14 protein-coding genes and 1 tRNA gene are annotated in these 16,199 nt (G+C 72.0%); 5 read left to right on the top strand and 10 right to left on the bottom strand.

Annotation, left to right across the window (positions count from 1 at the left end; genetic code table 11):
* Positions 1 to 9: 9 nt before the first annotated feature.
* The 4 genes from OG247_RS40230 (at position 10) to OG247_RS40215 (ending at position 3,885) form a co-directional block, all read left to right on the top strand.
* Positions 10 to 876: a glycosyltransferase gene (locus tag OG247_RS40230; protein WP_327256907.1), complete on the top strand. Its 867-nt coding sequence runs from the start codon at positions 10 to 12 to the stop codon at positions 874 to 876.
* 198 nt (positions 877 to 1,074) lie between these two features.
* Positions 1,075 to 2,439, top strand: a complete 1,365-nt coding sequence (locus OG247_RS40225; RefSeq protein WP_327256906.1) for an MFS transporter — start codon at positions 1,075 to 1,077, stop codon at positions 2,437 to 2,439.
* Positions 2,436 to 3,449: a TolB-like translocation protein gene (locus OG247_RS40220; protein ID WP_327256905.1), complete on the top strand. Its 1,014-nt coding sequence runs from the start codon at positions 2,436 to 2,438 to the stop codon at positions 3,447 to 3,449. The genes OG247_RS40225 and OG247_RS40220 overlap by 4 nt, the downstream gene beginning before the upstream one ends.
* Positions 3,450 to 3,558: 109 nt before the next feature.
* A complete protein-coding gene (locus tag OG247_RS40215) occupies positions 3,559 to 3,885 on the top strand; it encodes a hypothetical protein (RefSeq protein ID WP_327256904.1) in 327 nt (108 codons plus the stop codon).
* Between the two features lie 118 nt (positions 3,886 to 4,003).
* Here the strand turns inward: OG247_RS40215 and OG247_RS40210 are convergent, their stop codons facing one another.
* The 3 genes from OG247_RS40210 to OG247_RS40200 all read right to left on the bottom strand — a co-directional run bounded on the left by OG247_RS40210 (position 4,004) and on the right by OG247_RS40200 (position 6,525).
* Entirely contained in the window at positions 4,004 to 4,315 is a 312-nt protein-coding gene (locus tag OG247_RS40210; protein WP_327256903.1) for an SCO5918 family protein, read from the bottom strand.
* 62 nt (positions 4,316 to 4,377) lie between these two features.
* A complete protein-coding gene (locus tag OG247_RS40205; RefSeq protein WP_327256902.1) occupies positions 4,378 to 5,973 on the bottom strand; it encodes a DEAD/DEAH box helicase in 1,596 nt (531 codons plus the stop codon).
* Between the two features lie 348 nt (positions 5,974 to 6,321).
* Positions 6,322 to 6,525, bottom strand: a complete 204-nt coding sequence (locus OG247_RS40200; RefSeq protein WP_053678014.1) for a cold-shock protein — start codon at positions 6,523 to 6,525, stop codon at positions 6,322 to 6,324.
* Positions 6,526 to 6,874: 349 nt separating this feature from the next.
* Between OG247_RS40200 and OG247_RS40195 the strand changes: the two genes are divergently transcribed.
* A tRNA-Met gene (locus tag OG247_RS40195) sits at positions 6,875 to 6,951 on the top strand.
* 60 nt (positions 6,952 to 7,011) lie between these two features.
* On the opposite strand, the gene OG247_RS40190 is transcribed toward OG247_RS40195, so the two are convergent.
* The 7 genes from OG247_RS40190 to OG247_RS40160 all read right to left on the bottom strand — a co-directional run bounded on the left by OG247_RS40190 (position 7,012) and on the right by OG247_RS40160 (position 16,198).
* Positions 7,012 to 8,391 (bottom strand): MFS transporter, encoded by a 1,380-nt coding sequence (locus tag OG247_RS40190; RefSeq protein WP_327256901.1) that lies wholly within the window; start codon positions 8,389 to 8,391, stop codon positions 7,012 to 7,014.
* Positions 8,392 to 8,525: 134 nt separating this feature from the next.
* The gene (locus tag OG247_RS40185) at positions 8,526 to 9,110 is read right to left on the bottom strand and encodes a TetR/AcrR family transcriptional regulator (protein ID WP_327256900.1); all 585 of its coding nucleotides are present in this window, start codon (positions 9,108 to 9,110) and stop codon (positions 8,526 to 8,528) included.
* A gap of 55 nt (positions 9,111 to 9,165) precedes the next feature.
* Entirely contained in the window at positions 9,166 to 9,465 is a 300-nt protein-coding gene (locus OG247_RS40180) for a hypothetical protein (RefSeq protein WP_327256899.1), read from the bottom strand.
* Positions 9,466 to 9,725: 260 nt separating this feature from the next.
* Positions 9,726 to 11,450 carry a glycoside hydrolase family 13 protein gene (locus tag OG247_RS40175; RefSeq protein ID WP_327256898.1) on the bottom strand — a complete coding sequence of 575 codons (1,725 nt, stop codon included), beginning with the start codon at positions 11,448 to 11,450 and terminating at the stop codon, positions 9,726 to 9,728.
* Between the two features lie 163 nt (positions 11,451 to 11,613).
* Positions 11,614 to 14,139: a right-handed parallel beta-helix repeat-containing protein gene (locus OG247_RS40170; protein WP_327256897.1), complete on the bottom strand. Its 2,526-nt coding sequence runs from the start codon at positions 14,137 to 14,139 to the stop codon at positions 11,614 to 11,616.
* A 172-nt stretch (positions 14,140 to 14,311) separates the two neighbouring features.
* Positions 14,312 to 15,202, bottom strand: coding sequence for a carbohydrate ABC transporter permease (locus OG247_RS40165; RefSeq protein ID WP_327256896.1), 891 nt, complete (start codon positions 15,200 to 15,202; stop codon positions 14,312 to 14,314).
* A gap of 12 nt (positions 15,203 to 15,214) precedes the next feature.
* The gene (locus OG247_RS40160) at positions 15,215 to 16,198 is read right to left on the bottom strand and encodes a carbohydrate ABC transporter permease (RefSeq protein ID WP_327256895.1); all 984 of its coding nucleotides are present in this window, start codon (positions 16,196 to 16,198) and stop codon (positions 15,215 to 15,217) included.
* Position 16,199: the final 1 nt, after the last annotated feature.

The raw sequence follows: 16,199 nt of genomic DNA, 5'->3' as shown, positions 1-16,199 counted from the left end.
ACTTCCGGGGTGACCAGCATCGTGATCCCGGCCCACAACGAGGGCCGGGTCATCGGCCGGCTCCTCGACGCACTCCTGGACGGGGCCCCGGAGACGGGCCCCGACATCGTCGTGGTGTGCAACGGCTGTACGGACGACACCGCCGCGGAGGCCGCCGCGCGAGGCCCCCGCGTACAGGTGGTCGAGATCCCGACTCCCTCCAAACACCGGGCACTTCGGGTGGGCGACGAGCACGCGCGCGGCTTCCCCCGTCTCTACGTGGACGCGGACGTGGTGGTCGGCGCGGCCGACGTACGGGCCCTCGCCGAAACCCTCGCCACCGACCCGGCCCTGCTCGCCGCGGCCCCCGGCCGCGACATTCCGTTTACCGGCTGCGCCTGGCCGGTCCGGGCCTACTACCGGGTCTGGCAGCTGCTGCCGGCCGTCCGCGAGGGACTGTTCGGGCGCGGGGTCATCGCGGTGACCGAGCCGGGGCACGCCCGGCTCGCCGCCCTGCCGCCGCTGATGGCCGACGACCTGGCCGCGTCCCTGGCTTTCGCACCGGCAGAGCGGCGGGTCGTGGAGTCGGCCAGGGTCGTGGTGCTCCCGCCGCGCACCTGGGGCGACCTGATCAAACGCCGTGTGCGGGCGGCGACTTCCTCCGCCGAGCTCGAGCGGTTCCAGGCGGCGCGGGCCTCCGACCCTGCGGCGCCCCCACCGTCCGCGCGCACCGGCTCCGGAGACCTGCGGGCGCTGCTCCGGGCCCAGCCCCGGCTGCTGCCCGGGGTGGTGGTGTTCGTCGTGGCGGCCCTCGCGGCCCGCCGGCGAGCCCGCAAGGCCATCCGGACCGGGGACTTCTCCACCTGGCTGCGCGACGAGAGCAGCCGACAGGACTGAGTGACGGGCAGAGCCGAGCGGCCGGCAGGACTGAGTGACCGGCAGGGCCCAGCGACCGACAGGACGGAGTCGGCCACAGACCGGAGCGACCGAATCCCGCTGTAAGCAGCCCAGTTGGCCCGTACAACCATTAAGGTGCCATTCGCACGTACGACTGGCTCACCGCACAGACGCAAGCCGGACCGGGAGTTCGAAAGCATGTACCTCGCGGACCGCTCCGCGCCCGAGGACGCGAAGTCCACCGCCGACGGATCGCCCGTCCGCGGACCCGCGGTCGCCTCGGCCGTCCTCGCACTGGGCTCGGTCAGCCTGATCACCGACGTCTCCTCGGAGATGGTCACCGCCGTCCTGCCGCTCTACCTCGTCGCCGGACTGGGCCTGAGCCCGCTCGGCTTCGGCGCGCTCGACGGCCTGTACAACGGGGTCAGCGCGCTGGTGCAGCTGACCGGCGGCCACCTCGCCGATCGGATCCGCAACCACAAGCTGATCGCCGGCATCGGCTACGGACTGTCCGCGGCGTGCAAACCGCTGCTGCTGCTCGCCCACAGCCTCGGCCCGGTAGCACTGATCCTCGCCCTGGAACGCACCGGCAAGGGCTTGCGCACCGCCCCGCGCGACGCTCTCATCTCCCTTTCCACGCCGCCCGAATTACAAGGTCGGGCCTTCGGTGTGCACCGCGCCATGGACACCACCGGGGCCCTGCTCGGGCCCCTCGCCGCCTTCTTCATCCTGAGCGTGACGGTCGACGGGTACGACGCCGTCTTCGGGGTCAGCGCCTGCGTGGCCGCACTGGGCGTCGTGGTGCTCCTGCTGTTCGTCCCGTCCGGCGCGGAGCCGGCACCCGCCCGCCCGAAGCCCGCCGCTCCCCCGGTACCGGCCCAGCGGCAGCCCGCTCCTCCGGGGACCGCCTCCCCGAGGCCGGACGCGGTCAACCTGCGCGACGCACTGGGACTGCTGCGCCTGCCCCGGCTGCGCGCCCTGGCGGGCTGCGCCGCCCTGCTCGGGCTCACCACCGTCAGCGACGCCTTCCTCTACCTGCTGCTCCAGGACCGCACCGGCATCGGCGAGCGGTGGTTCCCGCTGCTCCCCCTGGGCACCGCGGCCGTGTTCCTGCTGCTGGCCGTGCCGGCCGGCGCCCTGGCGGACCGCATCGGCCGCCGCAGCGTGTTCCTCACCGGGCACGCCCTCCTGCTGGCCGGTTACGGGCTGCTCCTGTGGGCCCCGGACCTGCCCGCGCTCCCCTACCTGGTCCTCGCCCTGCACGGCATGTTCTACGCCGCCACCGACGGGGTGCTGCCCGCCGCCGTCGCCGCGACCGTCCCGGCCAAGCTGCGGGCCACCGGCATCGCGCTCGTCGGCACCGGCCAGGCCCTGTCCCGCTTCGGCTGCTCGCTGGCCTTCGGCGCCGCGTGGACGGTCCTGGGCTCGGGCCCGGCGCTCGCCGCGGCGGCGGCCGGCCTGTGCTGCTGCGCGGCCGTCGCCGGTTTCGTACTCCGCCCCACGGCCCCGGACGGCGCCGCCGCCGGGGCCCCGCAATCCCGACGCCCCCGAGGACATCGATGACGCGCTCACGCCGGCTGCTCGTACTCGCCCTGGCCGTGCTGCTCCTCGGAGGCGTGGCCGGCGTGCTGGTGGTGCGCGCCGCCGCCCGGTCCGAGCAGACCCGCGCGGGCGACCCGACGGCCGCCCCGGGCAAGGTCACGCTCGACCGGCGCGACGGCCTGGCCTTCCTCAACGGCGCGAAGGGCCCGCACCGCGGAGCCCTGGTCTCCGTACCGGACCGCGCCCGCCAGGACGAGCGGACCGCATCGGGCCTCACCTGCCTGCGCTTCCACGCCTCGGCCGGCACCGGCGTGTGCCTGAATTCCTCCCCGGGCGCGCTCGCCCAGGACAACCGGGCGCTGATCGTCGACTCCGAGCTGCGCACGGTGCGCGCATTCCCGCTCGCGGGCACCCCGTCCCGGGCCCGGGTCTCGCCGAGCGGCCGCTTCGCCGCCTGGACGGTCTTCGTCGCCGGGGAGTCCTACGGTTCCGCGTTCTTCTCCACCCGGACCTCGATCGCGGACACCCGTACGGGGGCGCTCGAACCGGACCTGGAGAAGTTCGCCATCGAGCTGGACGGCCGCCCCTACAGCGCGAGCGACGCCAATTTCTGGGGCGTCACCTTCTCCAAGGACGACGACACCTTCTACGCCACCCTGGGCACGAACAACCAGACGTACCTGGTGAAGGGGTCGATCGCGAGGCGCAGTGTCACCACCCTCGCCTCGAACGTCGAATGCCCCTCCCTGTCCCCCGACGAGACCCGGATCGCGTACAAGAAGCGGGTCCAGCGCGGCGCATCCCTGTGGCGCGAACACGTGCTGGACCTCGGCACGTTGCGGGAGCACCCGCTGGCGGAGAAGCGCAGCGTGGACGACCAGGCGCTCTGGCTCGACGACCGGACCCTGACCTACGCCCTGCCCGCCGAAGGCTCCGTGGACACCACGGACCTCTGGACGGTCCCGGCGGACGGCACCGGATCCCCCCGCATCCTGGCTCCGGCGGCCTCTTCACCCACCCGTCTGGGCTGACCGGCCGGGTCCGTCGGCCGGGCTCGTCCGCTCCCCCGCCCGGGCCGCGCGCTTCATCCCGCCGGTCCGGGGGGCGTGCCCGGGGGCCCGCAGAATCGTTGGGGCGGGCATGGGCACTCCACACGCCGTCTCCCCGTCCCCGGCCCGGCACCGGGCACCCGAGCGCGCCCCCGCCGCGATGGCACGGGGCATCCCGCGGCAGCAGTCGGGCAGCGCCGCCCCCTCGGGCGGGGCGATCGTCTTCGAGCAGCTCGCCCGCGAGTGGGAGGCGCGCGGGGCCACCGTTCCGGGCCGTCCCGACCCGCTGTGGGAGAGGCTGATCACCTACGCGCACTTCCAGCGCGAGACGGACGCGACGCTGCGCAGCCTGCGCCTGGACGGAGCCGAACCCCTGCCGGCCCCCACCGCGGCGGGCCCGCGCTGGACCAGGGCATGAGCCGGGCATGAGCCGGGCATGAGCCGGGGCGTACGAAACGGCCCAGGGCCCCGGTCGGTGGTGGCCGACCGGGGCCCTGGGCTCCGTACGCGTTGTCCCGCTGTTCCCGCCGTTCCCGCTACACGTTCGAGGGGGCGCCCAGCATGGCGGACGCCTTCTGGAGCGGGGTCAGGCCGACGGCGGGCGCCGGGACCGTTTCCTGCGGGCGGCAGGTGAAGCCCAGGGCGGTCAGGGCCCTGACGACCTCGGCGGCGGTGAAGTCGCGGCGGTCCTGGCGGGTGATGACGGCGCCCACCTGCTTCACGGGGTAGGACCGGCGCCCTATGACCACCGAGTCACCGGTGATCGGTTCGGGCTTGACGCCCTTCATCGATTCCAGGACCCCGGCCTTGGTCAGGTCGAACGGAAAGCGGGCGATGACGAAGCGCATGCTGCCTCACAGGTAGAAGAGAACCGTCCGTGCCCGGTCCGGCAGGATCCGGGCGGGGCTACCTAAGCCGCCGTGGTGGCCGGGGACTGGCGCTGCGGCCCCCGGGCGGTGGCGGCGGTCCTGCTGCGCCGGTCCTGCGCGGGCCGGCTGCGGCGGCCACGGGAGGCGCCGCCGGTGCCACCCCTGGGCCGCTCGGTGACGGGGGCCGTGATGACGACCGGGACCCCGGACGGCGCCTGGGCGCCGGTGATCCGGCTCAGCTCGGCCTCGCCGGAGCGGACCTGAGCGGTCTGCGGGGTGATGCCCGCGGCCTGCATGAGACGGACCATGTCCCGGCGCTGGTTGGGCAGGACCAGGGTGACGACGCTGCCGGACTCGCCGGCGCGGGCCGTACGGCCGCCGCGGTGCAGGTAGTCCTTGGGGTCGGTCGGCGGGTCCACGTTGACGACGAGGTCGAGGTTGTCGACGTGGATGCCGCGGGCCGCGACGTTCGTGGCCACGAGCACGCTGACGTGTCCGGACTTGAACTGCGTGAGGGTACGGGTGCGCTGGGGCTGCGACTTTCCGCCGTGCAGCGCCGCGGCGCGCACCCCGCTGCTCAGCAGGTGCTCGGTCAGCCTGTCCACGCCGTGCTTGGTGTCCAGGAACATGATCACGCGGCCCTCGCGGGCGGCGATCTCGGTCGTGGCGGCCTGCTTGTCGAAGTTCTGCACGTGCAGGACGTGGTGTTCCATCGTGGTGACGGCGCCGGCCGAGGGGTCGACGGAGTGCACGACGGGGTCGGTCAGGTAGCGGCGCACCAGCAGGTCGACGTTGCGGTCCAGGGTGGCGGAGAACAGCATCCGCTGGCCCTCGGGGCGCACCTGGTCGAGGAGTGCGGTGACCTGGGGCATGAAGCCCATGTCCGCCATCTGGTCGGCCTCGTCGAGGACGGTGATCCCGACCTGGTTCAGCCGGCAGTCACCCCGCTGGATGAGGTCCTTCAGCCGGCCCGGGGTGGCGACGACCACTTCGGCTCCGGCGCGCAGCGCGCCGGCCTGCCGGTGGATCGGCATGCCGCCGACGACGGTGGCGATCCTCAGCTTCACCGCGCGGGCGTAGGGCGTGAGGGCCGCGGTGACCTGCTGGGCGAGCTCACGCGTGGGTACGAGGACCAGCGCGAGCGGCTGGCCCGGCTCGGCCTGCTGTCCGGCGGTGCGGGCCAGCAGCGCGAGGCCGAAGGCCAGGGTCTTGCCGGAGCCGGTACGGCCGCGTCCCAGGACGTCGCGGCCCGCGAGGCCGTTGGGCAGCGTGGCCGCCTGGATCGGGAAGGGGGTGGTCATGCCTTCACGGGTGAGCGTGGTGAGCAGCTGGGCCGGCATGGCCAGATCGGCGAACGCCTCGACGGCGGGCAGCGCGGGGACCACGGTGACCGGCAGGGCGAACTCGCCCTGCGGTGCGACGGGACGGCGCCCGTAGCCGCCGCCACCCGAGCGCTTGGGGCCGCCGCCACCGGAGCGGCTGGGGGCTGAGGAGCCGAAGCGGCTGCCGGAACGGCTGGAGGAGCCGGAGGAGCCCCCGTACGAGCCACCGTAGGAGCTGTTGGAGCCGTAGGAGCTGTTGGAGCCCCCCGAACGGGAGGACGAAGAGCGGTCATTCATGCGGGTCGTGCGGTTCATGCAGAACCTTCCTCGATACGGCGCACATCGAGGAGTTCTCGGCAGCGGAAAACTGGCCGCACGAGGATTCACAAGAATGAGCCGGAGCATAAAAAGATATGACGCAGTCGAATCGAACTTCGATCGACTGGTCAGATAATGATTATCACCCTATGTGTCGGCGAAATGTGCGCCGCATGCGGGTGGGGAGCCGAGGAGTGCATCCATCGGCCGAACGGTGGGGCGCTGGGACAGGTTTCCCCGTCGCGCCGCTCACGCGGGCCCAGACGGCCCGCAGATCCAGAAACGCAACGAGCTGGGGCCCGCACCCCAAGGTGCGGGCCCCAGCTACGCGGTTACGCGTGAACGTCAGGCGGTGACGATGTTCTCGGCGGTCGGGCCCTTCTGGCCCTGCGCGATGTCAAAGCTGACCTTCTGGCCTTCCTGAAGCTCACGGAAGCCCTGCGAGGCGATGTTCGAGTAGTGGGCGAACACGTCAGGACCGCCACCCTCCTGCTCGATGAAGCCGAAGCCCTTTTCCGCGTTGAACCACTTCACGGTGCCATTAGCCATGTTTTTATCTCCTTCGGGGCACAGCCCAGAGATCCGCACTGTGCGAACCTCAAGTCGCCGATGATTGCCCAGCCCGGAAAACGCCGGAAAAACAAGAACACTCGCCCTGCTCCTACGAAGAGGAGTGGGCAGAGGTGCTCGAAATTTTGGGAACCACAACTGCAACTCAAACCACAGTAGCACGCCGGGGTCGGATCGGCGGGAAAATAAAACGCACTCCATCCCCCGGTCCGGAAATTCTCACCTCGCCCGCGCATATTTTCCGTCTCGGTGAGCAGGGATTTTCGGCGCCGGTTCGATGGTGGTCGGGAGCGGCCCCCTGGATCCCGTACAGTGATGCTCACAACGACGCGGGGTGGAGCAGCTCGGTAGCTCGCTGGGCTCATAACCCAGAGGTCGCAGGTTCAAATCCTGTCCCCGCTACCAAAGGTTCGGCCCCCTTGACGCCCAGGCGTCAAGGGGGCCGAACTCGTTTCCGGCCCGGATCTACTTGATGCGGGTGTTGAGGAAGCCGGCCGCGGCGAAGGCGACCGCCGTGGCGGCGAGTGAGACCGTGTCGGAGCCCAGGGAGAGCACGGCGGCGAAGACCACGGTCGGGCCGAGCTCCATCGCGGTGTTCATGACCCCGCCGGCGAGTCCCGCCTGGTGGGCCTCCACCCCGTCCGTGGCGAGCACCGCGGCCCCCGCGAAGGCGGCCGCCGTACCGGCGGGCAGCAAGAGCAGGCCGGGGAGCAGGCCGTAGGCGTACGGGATCTCCGCGGCCAGGCCGGTGAGCGCGAGGAGAGCGAGCCCCGCCGCGGCGACCACGAGGCCGGCGGTGGTGACGCGGGGCGCTCCGTACCGGGCCACGAGGGAACCCGCCACCCGGCCGGCCACGAGCAGCGCCACCGCGAAGGGGAGGAACGCGGCGGAGGTCCGCAGCGCCGACCAGCCGAGTTCCTGCTGCAGGTGGAGGGAGAGGAGGACGAAGGTCACGGCCGTGCCGGCGGCGGTGAGGCCGATGGCCGCGAGGGCGAGGACCCGGCGCCGGTCTCGGAGGAATCCGAGCGGGAGCAGGGGGTCACGGACCCGGCGTTCCACCAGCGGGAAGGCCAGCAGGAGCGCTGCCGCGGTGAGCAGGGTGACCAGGACGCCCGTCGATCCCCAGGACTGGACGTCGGTGAGGACGAAGCCGTAGCTGGCGAGGCTGATTCCGGCGGTGGCCAGCAGGGCGCCCGGCAGGTCCAGCGAGCGGCCCTCGCCCGCCGGGGTGGCGGGCAGCAGCCGGGGAGCCAGGAGCAGTGCGGCGACGGCGACGGCGACCGGGACCGCGAAGGACAGTCGCCAGGTGGTCAGGGCCGAGATGACACCGGAGAGGAGGTTCCCGGCGGTCGCGCCGAGCACCGAAAGCCCGCCCCAGGTGGCCATCGCCCGTCCGAACGCGGCGGGTTCGGGGAAGACCGCCCGCAGGACCGCCATGGCGGCGGGTGCGGTGAGTGCGGCGCCCACCCCCTGGGCGAAGCGGGCGGTGAGCAGGATCCCGGGGCCCTGGGCGAACGGTGCGGCGAGGGAGGCCACGGCGAAGAGGAGCAGTCCGGCGGTGAGTACCCGGCGCCCGCCGAACCGGTCGGCGAGGCGGCCCCCGAAGAGCAGGAGGCCGGCGAAGCTCAGCCCGTAGGCGGCGCTCAGGAGCATCAAGTCATCGCGGCCCAGGGTGAATTCGCGACCGATCGCGGGCAGCGGCACGATGAGCGAGGTGAGCGCGAAGATCAGCGTCATCTGCACGGTGCCGAGCAGTGCGAAGGCCGGGCCGGACGCCGGACGGGCCGCCCCGGATCCGGACGCGGTGAGCGTCTTCGTGGTGTGTGCGGTCTGCGTGACGGTCATTACTCCCCCTTGAACTGGATCGTACATTCCAGAATGAAGTCTTGAAAGAACCTCCCCGAAGGGAGGCGCCGTACAGCCGTGCGGTCATGCGGTCATGCGGTCATGCGGTCGTACGGCCGGCCGGTCAGCGACCGTCAGTCGAGCAGGGTCAGGGCCTGCTCCGCCGCGTCCCGCGCCCGGCCCGGGTCCTGCGAGGCCTTGCCCACGACGCGCATGCCCTGCATCAGGACCAGCAGCATCCTGGCGAGCATCCGCGGATCGCGGTCCGCGGGCAGCTCCCCCTGGGCCTGGGCCCTGGTCAGTGCCGAGTGCAGCAGGGTCTCGATGTGGTTCCAGCTCGCTTCGACCCTGCGGGCCGCCGCCGGGTCGTGCGCACCGAGCTCCGTGGCCGTATTGGTCACGAAGCAGCCGTTCAGCCGCAGTTCGTCGATGCTCGACTCCGCGGCGAAGCGGCGTACCACCGTCCGTACGGCCGGCAGCGCGGGGCCCGGCTGGGACAGCTCGCGCAGCAGGCCGGGGTCGCGCTGCTCGTTGTAGCGGTCCAGCGCCTTCAGGTAGAGCTCGCGCTTGTTCCCGAAGGTGGCGTACATGCTGGCCCGGCCGATGCCGAGCCGCTCGACGAGGTCCGCCATCGACGTCGCCTCGTAGCCGCGCCGCCAGAACAGCTCCAGAGCCGACTGCAGCGCGGCGTCCGGATCGAATTCCTTGCTCCTGGCCACATCCCGTACTGTACGAGATACTGGAACGGTCAGTCAAGTAATCCGTGCGGCTCGTTCAGATGGCCCGGGTCTCCCCCGCCGGGTGGGCGCTCAGCTCGACCACCTCGACGCAGCGTCGGAGCTTGGCCTGAGCGCGGGGCGAGTCGGCGACCGGAACCACGATCTCGCACACCGCGAGGCCGCCGCCGTCGGCAGCCCGGAAGGAAAGCGTCCGCACGGCGAGGTTGTTGAGGACCGCGGAGATGCGGGTGAGGGCGTGGCCGCCGTCCCGGACGGTGATGGTCAGCGTGTGGCAGGCGGTGTCGCCGGTGCGCACGGCGTCGTCGACGGCGGGGAGAACATCGCTGCGGGTCATGAGGGGTGGGCTCCTGTCCTGGGGCGGAGTGCGTGGTCCCGGAAAACAAGAAGACCCCTCGCGGATGCGAGAGGTCTGCGTGCGGGCGGTGGGCTGCTGGGGTGGTCTCAGTTCAGCTCCGGGCCGGCACGCCGGCGCTAATCTTCTGCTGGCGCATGCGGAAGAGTCTGGCACGCCGCCGCCGCCATGTGACACCACATCTCACGATGCGGATGGCCCGCGTCGCGGGGCCGCCCTTGCGCCACCCACCCGTGCCCGTGCTACCCGGCCATGCGCAGCCACACCGTGGTGTCCCGGGGCAGTACGGGCCGGCCGTCCGTACCGGTGCCGAGCGGGCCGCTGGCCAGCAGGACGCGGGCGCCGCCGGGGAGCGGGAGCGGGCTCGCGAAGGCGGTGAGGCAGCGGAAGCCGCCGGTTCGGTCGAAGCAGAGGGTGTCCGGCCCCGCGTCGGCCCATTCCAGCGTCTCGGGCAGCCCCGCCAGTTCGGCGCCGCGCAGTGCGAGCGCCTGCCGGTAGAGGGTGAGGACGGAGTACGGGTCCTCGTGCTGGGCCTCGGCGCCGAGCTCGGCCCACCCCTCCGGCTGGGGCAGCCAGGGCGCGGCCGGGGCCGTACCGGCGACGGGGACATGGCCTGTGGCCGGGACGTGACCGGCGGTCTGGACATGACCGGCGGCCGGGGCGGAGAAGCCGAGGGAGGGGCCGCCGGTCTCCCACGGCAGCGGGACGCGGCAGCCGTCGCGGCCGCGGTCCGCGCCACCGGAGCGGACGAAGGTCGGGTCCTGAAGGACCTCGTCGGGCAGGTCCTGGACCTCGGGCAGGCCGAGTTCGTCGCCCTGGTAGACGTAGACGCCGCCGGGCAGGGCGAGGGAGACGAGGGCGGCGGCGCGGCCCCGGTGGCGGCCGAGTGCGGTGTCGCTGGGGTCGAGGAGCCGCTTGTCGCCCATGTCGAAGGAGGTGTCGGCGCGTCCGTAGCGGGTGACGTGGCGGATGGTGTCGTGGTTGGAGAGCACCCAGGTGGGCGGGGCGCCGACCGGTTCGTGCGAGGCGAGCGTCGCGTCGACGACCTTGCGCAGGGCGCCGGAGTCCCAAGGGCAGCACAGGTAGTCGAAATTGAAGGCGGAGTGCAGTTCGTCGTGGCGCAGGTAGCGGGCGAACTGCTCGGCCTCCGGGAGCCAGACCTCGCCGATGAACACGCGTTCTCCGGGGTAGGTGTCGAGGATCTTGCGCCAGTCGCGGTAGACCGTGTGGACGGCGTCGACGTCCTGGTAGGGCAGGTCGGTGGGGTCGGGGTTCTCGCCGACGTCGGGGAGGCCGGGCTTCTTGGCGAGTCCGTGCGCGACGTCGATGCGGAAGCCGTCCACCCCCCGGTCGAGCCAGAACCGCAGGACGTCCTCGAACTCGGTCCCGACGTCGGGGTGTTCCCAGTTCAGGTCCGGCTGCTCGGGGGCGAACATGTGCAGGTACCAGGGGCCCTGGGTGCCGTCGGCCTCGGTGATCCGGGTCCAGGCGGGGCCGCCGAAGTACGAGTTCCAGTCGTTGGGCGGCAGTTCGCCGTATGCGCCGCGCCCGGGGAGGAACCAGAAGCGCTCGCGCTCGGGGGATCCGGGGCCGGCGGCGAGGGCCTGGACGAACCAGGGATGTCGGTCGGAGCAGTGGTTGGGGACGAGGTCGACGATGACCCGGAGGTCGTGACCGTGGGCCTCGGCGATGAGCTCCTCGGCTTCGGCGAGCGTGCCGAAGAGGGGGTCGATGTCGCGGTAGTCGGCCACGTCGTAGCCGGCGTCGGCCATCGGAGAGACGTACCAGGGGTTGAACCAGAGCGCGTCGACGCCCAGTTGCCTCAGGTACGGCAGCCGCCCGCGCACTCCGGCGATGTCACCGATGCCGTCGCCGTTCCCGTCGGCGAAGCTGCGTATGTAGATCTGGTAGATCGCCGCGTGCCGCCACCAGGGGGTGGCGGCGGGGCGGGGGCTGCTCTGGGACACGGGGTCTCCTGGTGCGGTAGGTACGGCGGGGTGGTGCGCGCGGGGCCGGACGGCCGGTGGCGGCAGGGGTGGCGGGCGATGCCGGGATGCGGGGCCCGGTCGGGCGGGGTGTCTCAGGTGACCGGGCCCCGGGTTCCGGGGGGGGGAAGGCCGGACGGTGGTGCTACCAGCCCGAGTTGCCGGGCCCGCGGCTGACGGCGAATCCGCCGGCGAGGCTCAGTCCGCCGGTGGCGGCGTCGGTGACCGTGACCCCGCTGAAGGTGCCCGATCCGGCCGCGTTGATCTCGATGCCGTAGCCGCCGGCCTTGGCGATCCGGGTGTTCTTCACGGTCAGGTTCCCGACGTTCTTCTGCCAGGAGACGAGCAGGCCGCTGTAGGTGCTGTCCAGGATGTCGTTGTCCTGGAGGATCACCGGGGTGGTGATCTCGGAGGTGTCGGCGTAGACCCACAGGGCGCCGAGCTTGCTGGCCCAGTTGGGCTCGTAGCCCCCGGCCCGGTCGATGGTGTTGCGCTGGACGGTCGTCGGTCCGCTGAAGGGGATGCCGAAGCGGGTGCTGACGGCGATTCCCGCGGCGCCGGTCACGGTGTCGGCGACCAGGTTGTCCTCGATCCGGTTGCCGCTGCCGCCGTAGATCGCGGCTCCGTTGGCGAGCAGCGGGAGCTGGACCGTGTTGAAGCGGAGCACGCAGTCGGTGACGGCCTGGGCCTGCGACCACATCGCGAGGGCGTCGTCACCGGTGTTGCGGATGCTGCTTTGGGAGACCTCGCTGCCCGTGGTGCCCTTGTGCAGGTTGACCCCGTCCGCGTACGTATCTCGGATGCGCAGGCCGGTGGCGAGCAGGCCCCGGGTCGGTGCGTCGATCCACAGGCCGACCTTGCTGTGCTGGATCCAGAGGTTCTGCAGGGTGGATCCGGAGCCGAAGTCCCCCTCCACGGCGGCGTCGCTGTTGCCGTCGTCGCGGTGGTCGGCCTCTCCGGTGATCGCCAGGTCCTGCACGGTGCTGGTGCCGCCGCGCCCGAAGAGGCCGCCCTTGCCGTTCTTGCCGCGCAGGGTGGTGTGCCATTCGCCCGAGCCGCGCAGGACGGCTCCGGCGAGGTTGACGGATCCGGAGATGTCGTAGGTGCCGGCCGGTAGCCACAGGCCCTTGCCCTGGCCGGTGGCCGTGGACAGGGCGGCGTTGAGGGCGGCGGTGTCGTCGCCGCTGTCGTTCGCGGTGACGCCGAGGGTGGCCGCGGAGACGAAGCCGGTGGCGGGCATGGTGGCTGCCGCCGGGGCGGTCTCGGTTTCGACGAGGTCGATGGCGTAGGAGGCGGCGGTGTCCCCCGCGTCCTTCTGGAACCTCAGCACGGTGCCGGCGGGGAACTCACCGGTGAGGGTGCGTGCCTCGTCGAAGAAGCGGTGGGCCTCGCCCTGCGCGGGGTCGTTGCCGTAGGGGTAGGCGCCGTAGACCCAGCTGTACTTGGAGGTGAGGGCGAGGTCCTTGGAGTGGACGCCGTTGGCGTAGAGGCTGAGGCTGGCGCTGTTCCCCGTGCCGGCGGCGTTGTCCGGGATCGAGTAGCGCACGGTCACGGCGTTGGCGGCCTTGGCCAGGGTGAACTGGACGTACTCCCCCGTCTGGTCGAGTACGACGGCCCGGCGGCCCGACGCCTCGGAGGCGAGGGTCTTGTAGGTACGGTCCGGCCCGGTGACGGAGGCGTTGGTCGCGCCGGCCTCGGCCTCGTGGACGGTGTACGGGAGGGTCGCGCCGCGGGCGGCGTTCGGTGCGGAGCCGGTGACCTCGATGCCGTCGAGCTGGAGGTCGCCGTTGTCCCCGCTCTCCGTGCGCAGGGTGAGGGTGTTGAGCTGGGCGCGCAGGGGCGCGTCGGTGGTGAAGCCGGCCCAGGCTCCTGAAGTGGCGGGCAGGGTGAGGCGGCGTACGGGGACACCGTTCGCGGTCAGGGTGATGGTCGCGGCGTTCGCCCCGGGGGTGCGGTAGCGGACGGCCACCTGCCGGGTGGCGGCGGTGGGCGCGGAGACGGAGAAGACGGCTCGGGCACCGGTGGCGGTGAAGCCCGTCAGGTAGCCGGCGCCGCTGAAGCCGGGGACGGCGGAGGCGGAGGCGGGGCCGCCCGAGGCGAAGGCGGTCTCCGCCTGGTGGCTGAGAGAGGCGGGCGGTGGGTCGGTGGGTGTGCCCGGCGGGCTGGTGGGGGTGAGGCTGTCGAGGTTGACGTTGCCGGAGTCGGCGGTGGTGAAGGTCAGCGCCACCGCATTGGCTCCGTTCACCAGCGGGACCGGTTCCTGGCGGGTGGCCCAGGTGTCCCAGTTCGCGGTGGCCGGGAGCGACACCTGGCGGACCTTGACCCCGTTGACGTAGAGGCTCAGGGTCTGGGCCGCGCCCGTGCCGTTGGCGTACCGGATCGCGACCGAGCCCGTACCGGCCGCGGTGGACTGCACCGCGAAGGAGGCGGAGGCGGCCCCCTTGTTGCCGTCCGTGAAGCCGCCGACGTAGCCGGCGCCGGTGAAACCGGAATGTGCCGACTCGGCTCGGGCACCGCCCGAGAGGGTGGCCGACTCCGCTTCCAGGGTGGCGGCGACGGCGTACGAGGGTGCGGCGAGGGTTCCGGTGAGGCCGGTGGTGGCCAGGGCGGTGAGGAGGAACGGGGAGATGAGGCGTGCGGCTCTGGTGCGGGTTCCTCGGGAAGAAGACACGGCGGCGTGTCCTTTCTGAAGGCGCGCCCTGTGCGCGGGGCCGGAGGGCGCGGTGGGGGCCGCCGCGGCGGTCCGTCGCTGCGGCGGTGTCGAGGAGGGGAGGAGGGGAGGAGAGCCCCGGGCGGGGATGTGTCCCGGGGTGGGAGGCAGGGCCGGGGAGGCCGGGGAGAGATCAGCCCTTGAGGCTTCCGGCGGTGAGGCCGGAGATGATGTGCCGCTGGAAGACGAGGAAGAGGACCAGCAGCGGGATGCTCGCCATGACCATGCCGGCGAGGAGCTGGTTGGCCGGCATGAATTCCGCGAGGCGGTTCAGGGCGACGGTGACCGGCTGCTTGCTCTCGTCCGGCAGGACGAGCATCGGCCAGAGGAAGTCCTTCCAGACTCCGACCACGGCGAAGATCGACACGACGGCCAGCACCGGACGGGACAGCGGGAGGATCACCGAGATCAGGATCCGCACGGTGCCCGCGCCGTCGATCCGGGCCGCGTCGAGCAGTTCCGCGGGGATCTGGTCGAAGAACCGTTTGAGGATGAAGACGTTGAAGGCGTTCGCCGCGGCGGGCAGCCAGATCGCGAACGGCGTGTTGATCAGGTTCACATGGACGAGGGGGACGTCCACGACGGTGAGGTACGCGGGTACGAGCAGGGCGGACACCGGCAGCATCAGGGTGGCCAGCATCATCGCGAGGACGGCGTTGCCCAGGACCGGGCGGAGCTTGGAGAGCGCGTACGCGGCGGAGACGTCGATGACGAGCTGGAAGAGCAGGGCTCCGAAGGCGAGCAGGAGGGTGTTGGAGAAGTATCCGGCGAGGCCGGTGTTCGTCCAGGCCTCCGTGTAGCTCTCGGGGTGCCAGCTGCTCGGGAGCAACGTGGGGTGGGGTTGGGCCAGCTCCGCGGAGGACTTGAGGGCGCCGGTGGTCATCCAGTAGAGCGGGAAGACGAAGGCCAGGGTGAATCCGGTCAGGGTCGCGCCCAGGACGAAGCGGTGCAGGAACCGGCCGACGGGCCTGGTCAGTTCGGCGGGGGCGATGAGTGTGCGGGAGCGGGGTTCGGTGGCGGCCATGGGGCCCTCCTTTCAGTCCTTGGTCCGGGTCAGGCGCAGGTAGAGCACGGCGAAGAGGCCCAGGACGACGAAGAGCAGGGTGCTCATGGCGCTGGCCAGGCCGAAGTCGTTGTAGACGAAGGCGTAGCGGTAGAGCAGCAGCAGAATGGTGACGGTGGCTTCGTTGGGGCCTCCGCCGGTGAGTACGAAGGGTTCGACGAACACCTGCATGGTGCCGATGACCTGGAGCAGCAGGATGATCAGGAGGATGAACCTGATCTGCGGGATCGTGACGTGCCACAGGCGCCGGCGGATGGAGGCCCCGTCGAGTTCGGCCGCTTCGTAGAGCTCACCGGGGATGCCGCCGAGGGCCGCCAGGTAGATGAGTGTCGTGGTGCCCATGTTGGCCCAGGTGGAGACGAGGACCAGAGAGATCATCGCGAGGTGTTCCGACTCCAGCCACTGCTGGGCGGGCAGGTGCAGGACGCCGAGCACGTTGTTGAAGAGGCCCGGGCCCGGATCGTAGAACCAGCGCCACAGCAGCATGGTGACGATGGGCGGGAGCATCACCGGGAGGTAGACGGTGAGCCGCAGGTACGACCGGCCGCGCCGGAGCTCGTTCAGGACGACGGCCGTGACGAACGGGGCGGCGAAGCCGAAGACGAGCGCCAGCAGCGTGAAGTAGCCGGTGTTGCGCCAGGCGGTGGCGAAGAGCGGATCGGCGAAGAGGCGGCGGAAGTTGTCCAGGCCGACCCACTCGGCCGGCTGGGCGAAGGTCACCTGCTGGAAGCCGAGGAGGACGCCGCGGACGATCGGGTACCAGGCGAACAGCGCGAAGCAGATCAGCCCGGCGGAGAGGAAGAGGTAGGCGACGAGGTTCTCCCGCAGCCGGCGGCCGCGGCCCGTGGCCCGGGCCCGGCCCCTGGCCCGGTTTCCGCCCGCGGCCCCGGTCCGCCGGAGGTCCCGGAGGCGGCGGGTGCGCCGGGCGGGGGCCGCGGGATTGGGGAGTACGGACATG

Origin of the sequence: Streptomyces sp. NBC_01244 (genome assembly GCF_035987325.1) — a bacterium.
Taxonomy (GTDB): domain Bacteria; phylum Actinomycetota; class Actinomycetes; order Streptomycetales; family Streptomycetaceae; genus Streptomyces.
The sequence above is the reverse complement of the archived record's forward strand: the minus strand, read 5'-3'. Positions and strand labels throughout refer to the sequence as shown.

Bases quoted from the DNA above. Each gene is read 5' to 3' on its own strand.
- OG247_RS40160 (WP_327256895.1), bottom strand. From the start codon at position 16,198: ATGTCCGTACTCCCCAATCCCGCGGCCCCCGCCCGGCGCACCCGCCGC.
- OG247_RS40165 (WP_327256896.1), bottom strand. From the start codon at position 15,202: ATGGCCGCCACCGAACCCCGCTCCCGCACACTCATCGCCCCCGCCGAA.
- OG247_RS40215 (WP_327256904.1), top strand. From the start codon at position 3,559: ATGGGCACTCCACACGCCGTCTCCCCGTCCCCGGCCCGGCACCGGGCA.
- OG247_RS40210 (WP_327256903.1), bottom strand. From the start codon at position 4,315: ATGCGCTTCGTCATCGCCCGCTTTCCGTTCGACCTGACCAAGGCCGGG.
- OG247_RS40200 (WP_053678014.1), bottom strand. From the start codon at position 6,525: ATGGCTAATGGCACCGTGAAGTGGTTCAACGCGGAAAAGGGCTTCGGC.
- OG247_RS40205 (WP_327256902.1), bottom strand. From the start codon at position 5,973: ATGAACCGCACGACCCGCATGAATGACCGCTCTTCGTCCTCCCGTTCG.
- OG247_RS40220 (WP_327256905.1), top strand. From the start codon at position 2,436: ATGACGCGCTCACGCCGGCTGCTCGTACTCGCCCTGGCCGTGCTGCTC.
- OG247_RS40190 (WP_327256901.1), bottom strand. From the start codon at position 8,391: ATGACCGTCACGCAGACCGCACACACCACGAAGACGCTCACCGCGTCC.
- OG247_RS40180 (WP_327256899.1), bottom strand. From the start codon at position 9,465: ATGACCCGCAGCGATGTTCTCCCCGCCGTCGACGACGCCGTGCGCACC.
- OG247_RS40225 (WP_327256906.1), top strand. From the start codon at position 1,075: ATGTACCTCGCGGACCGCTCCGCGCCCGAGGACGCGAAGTCCACCGCC.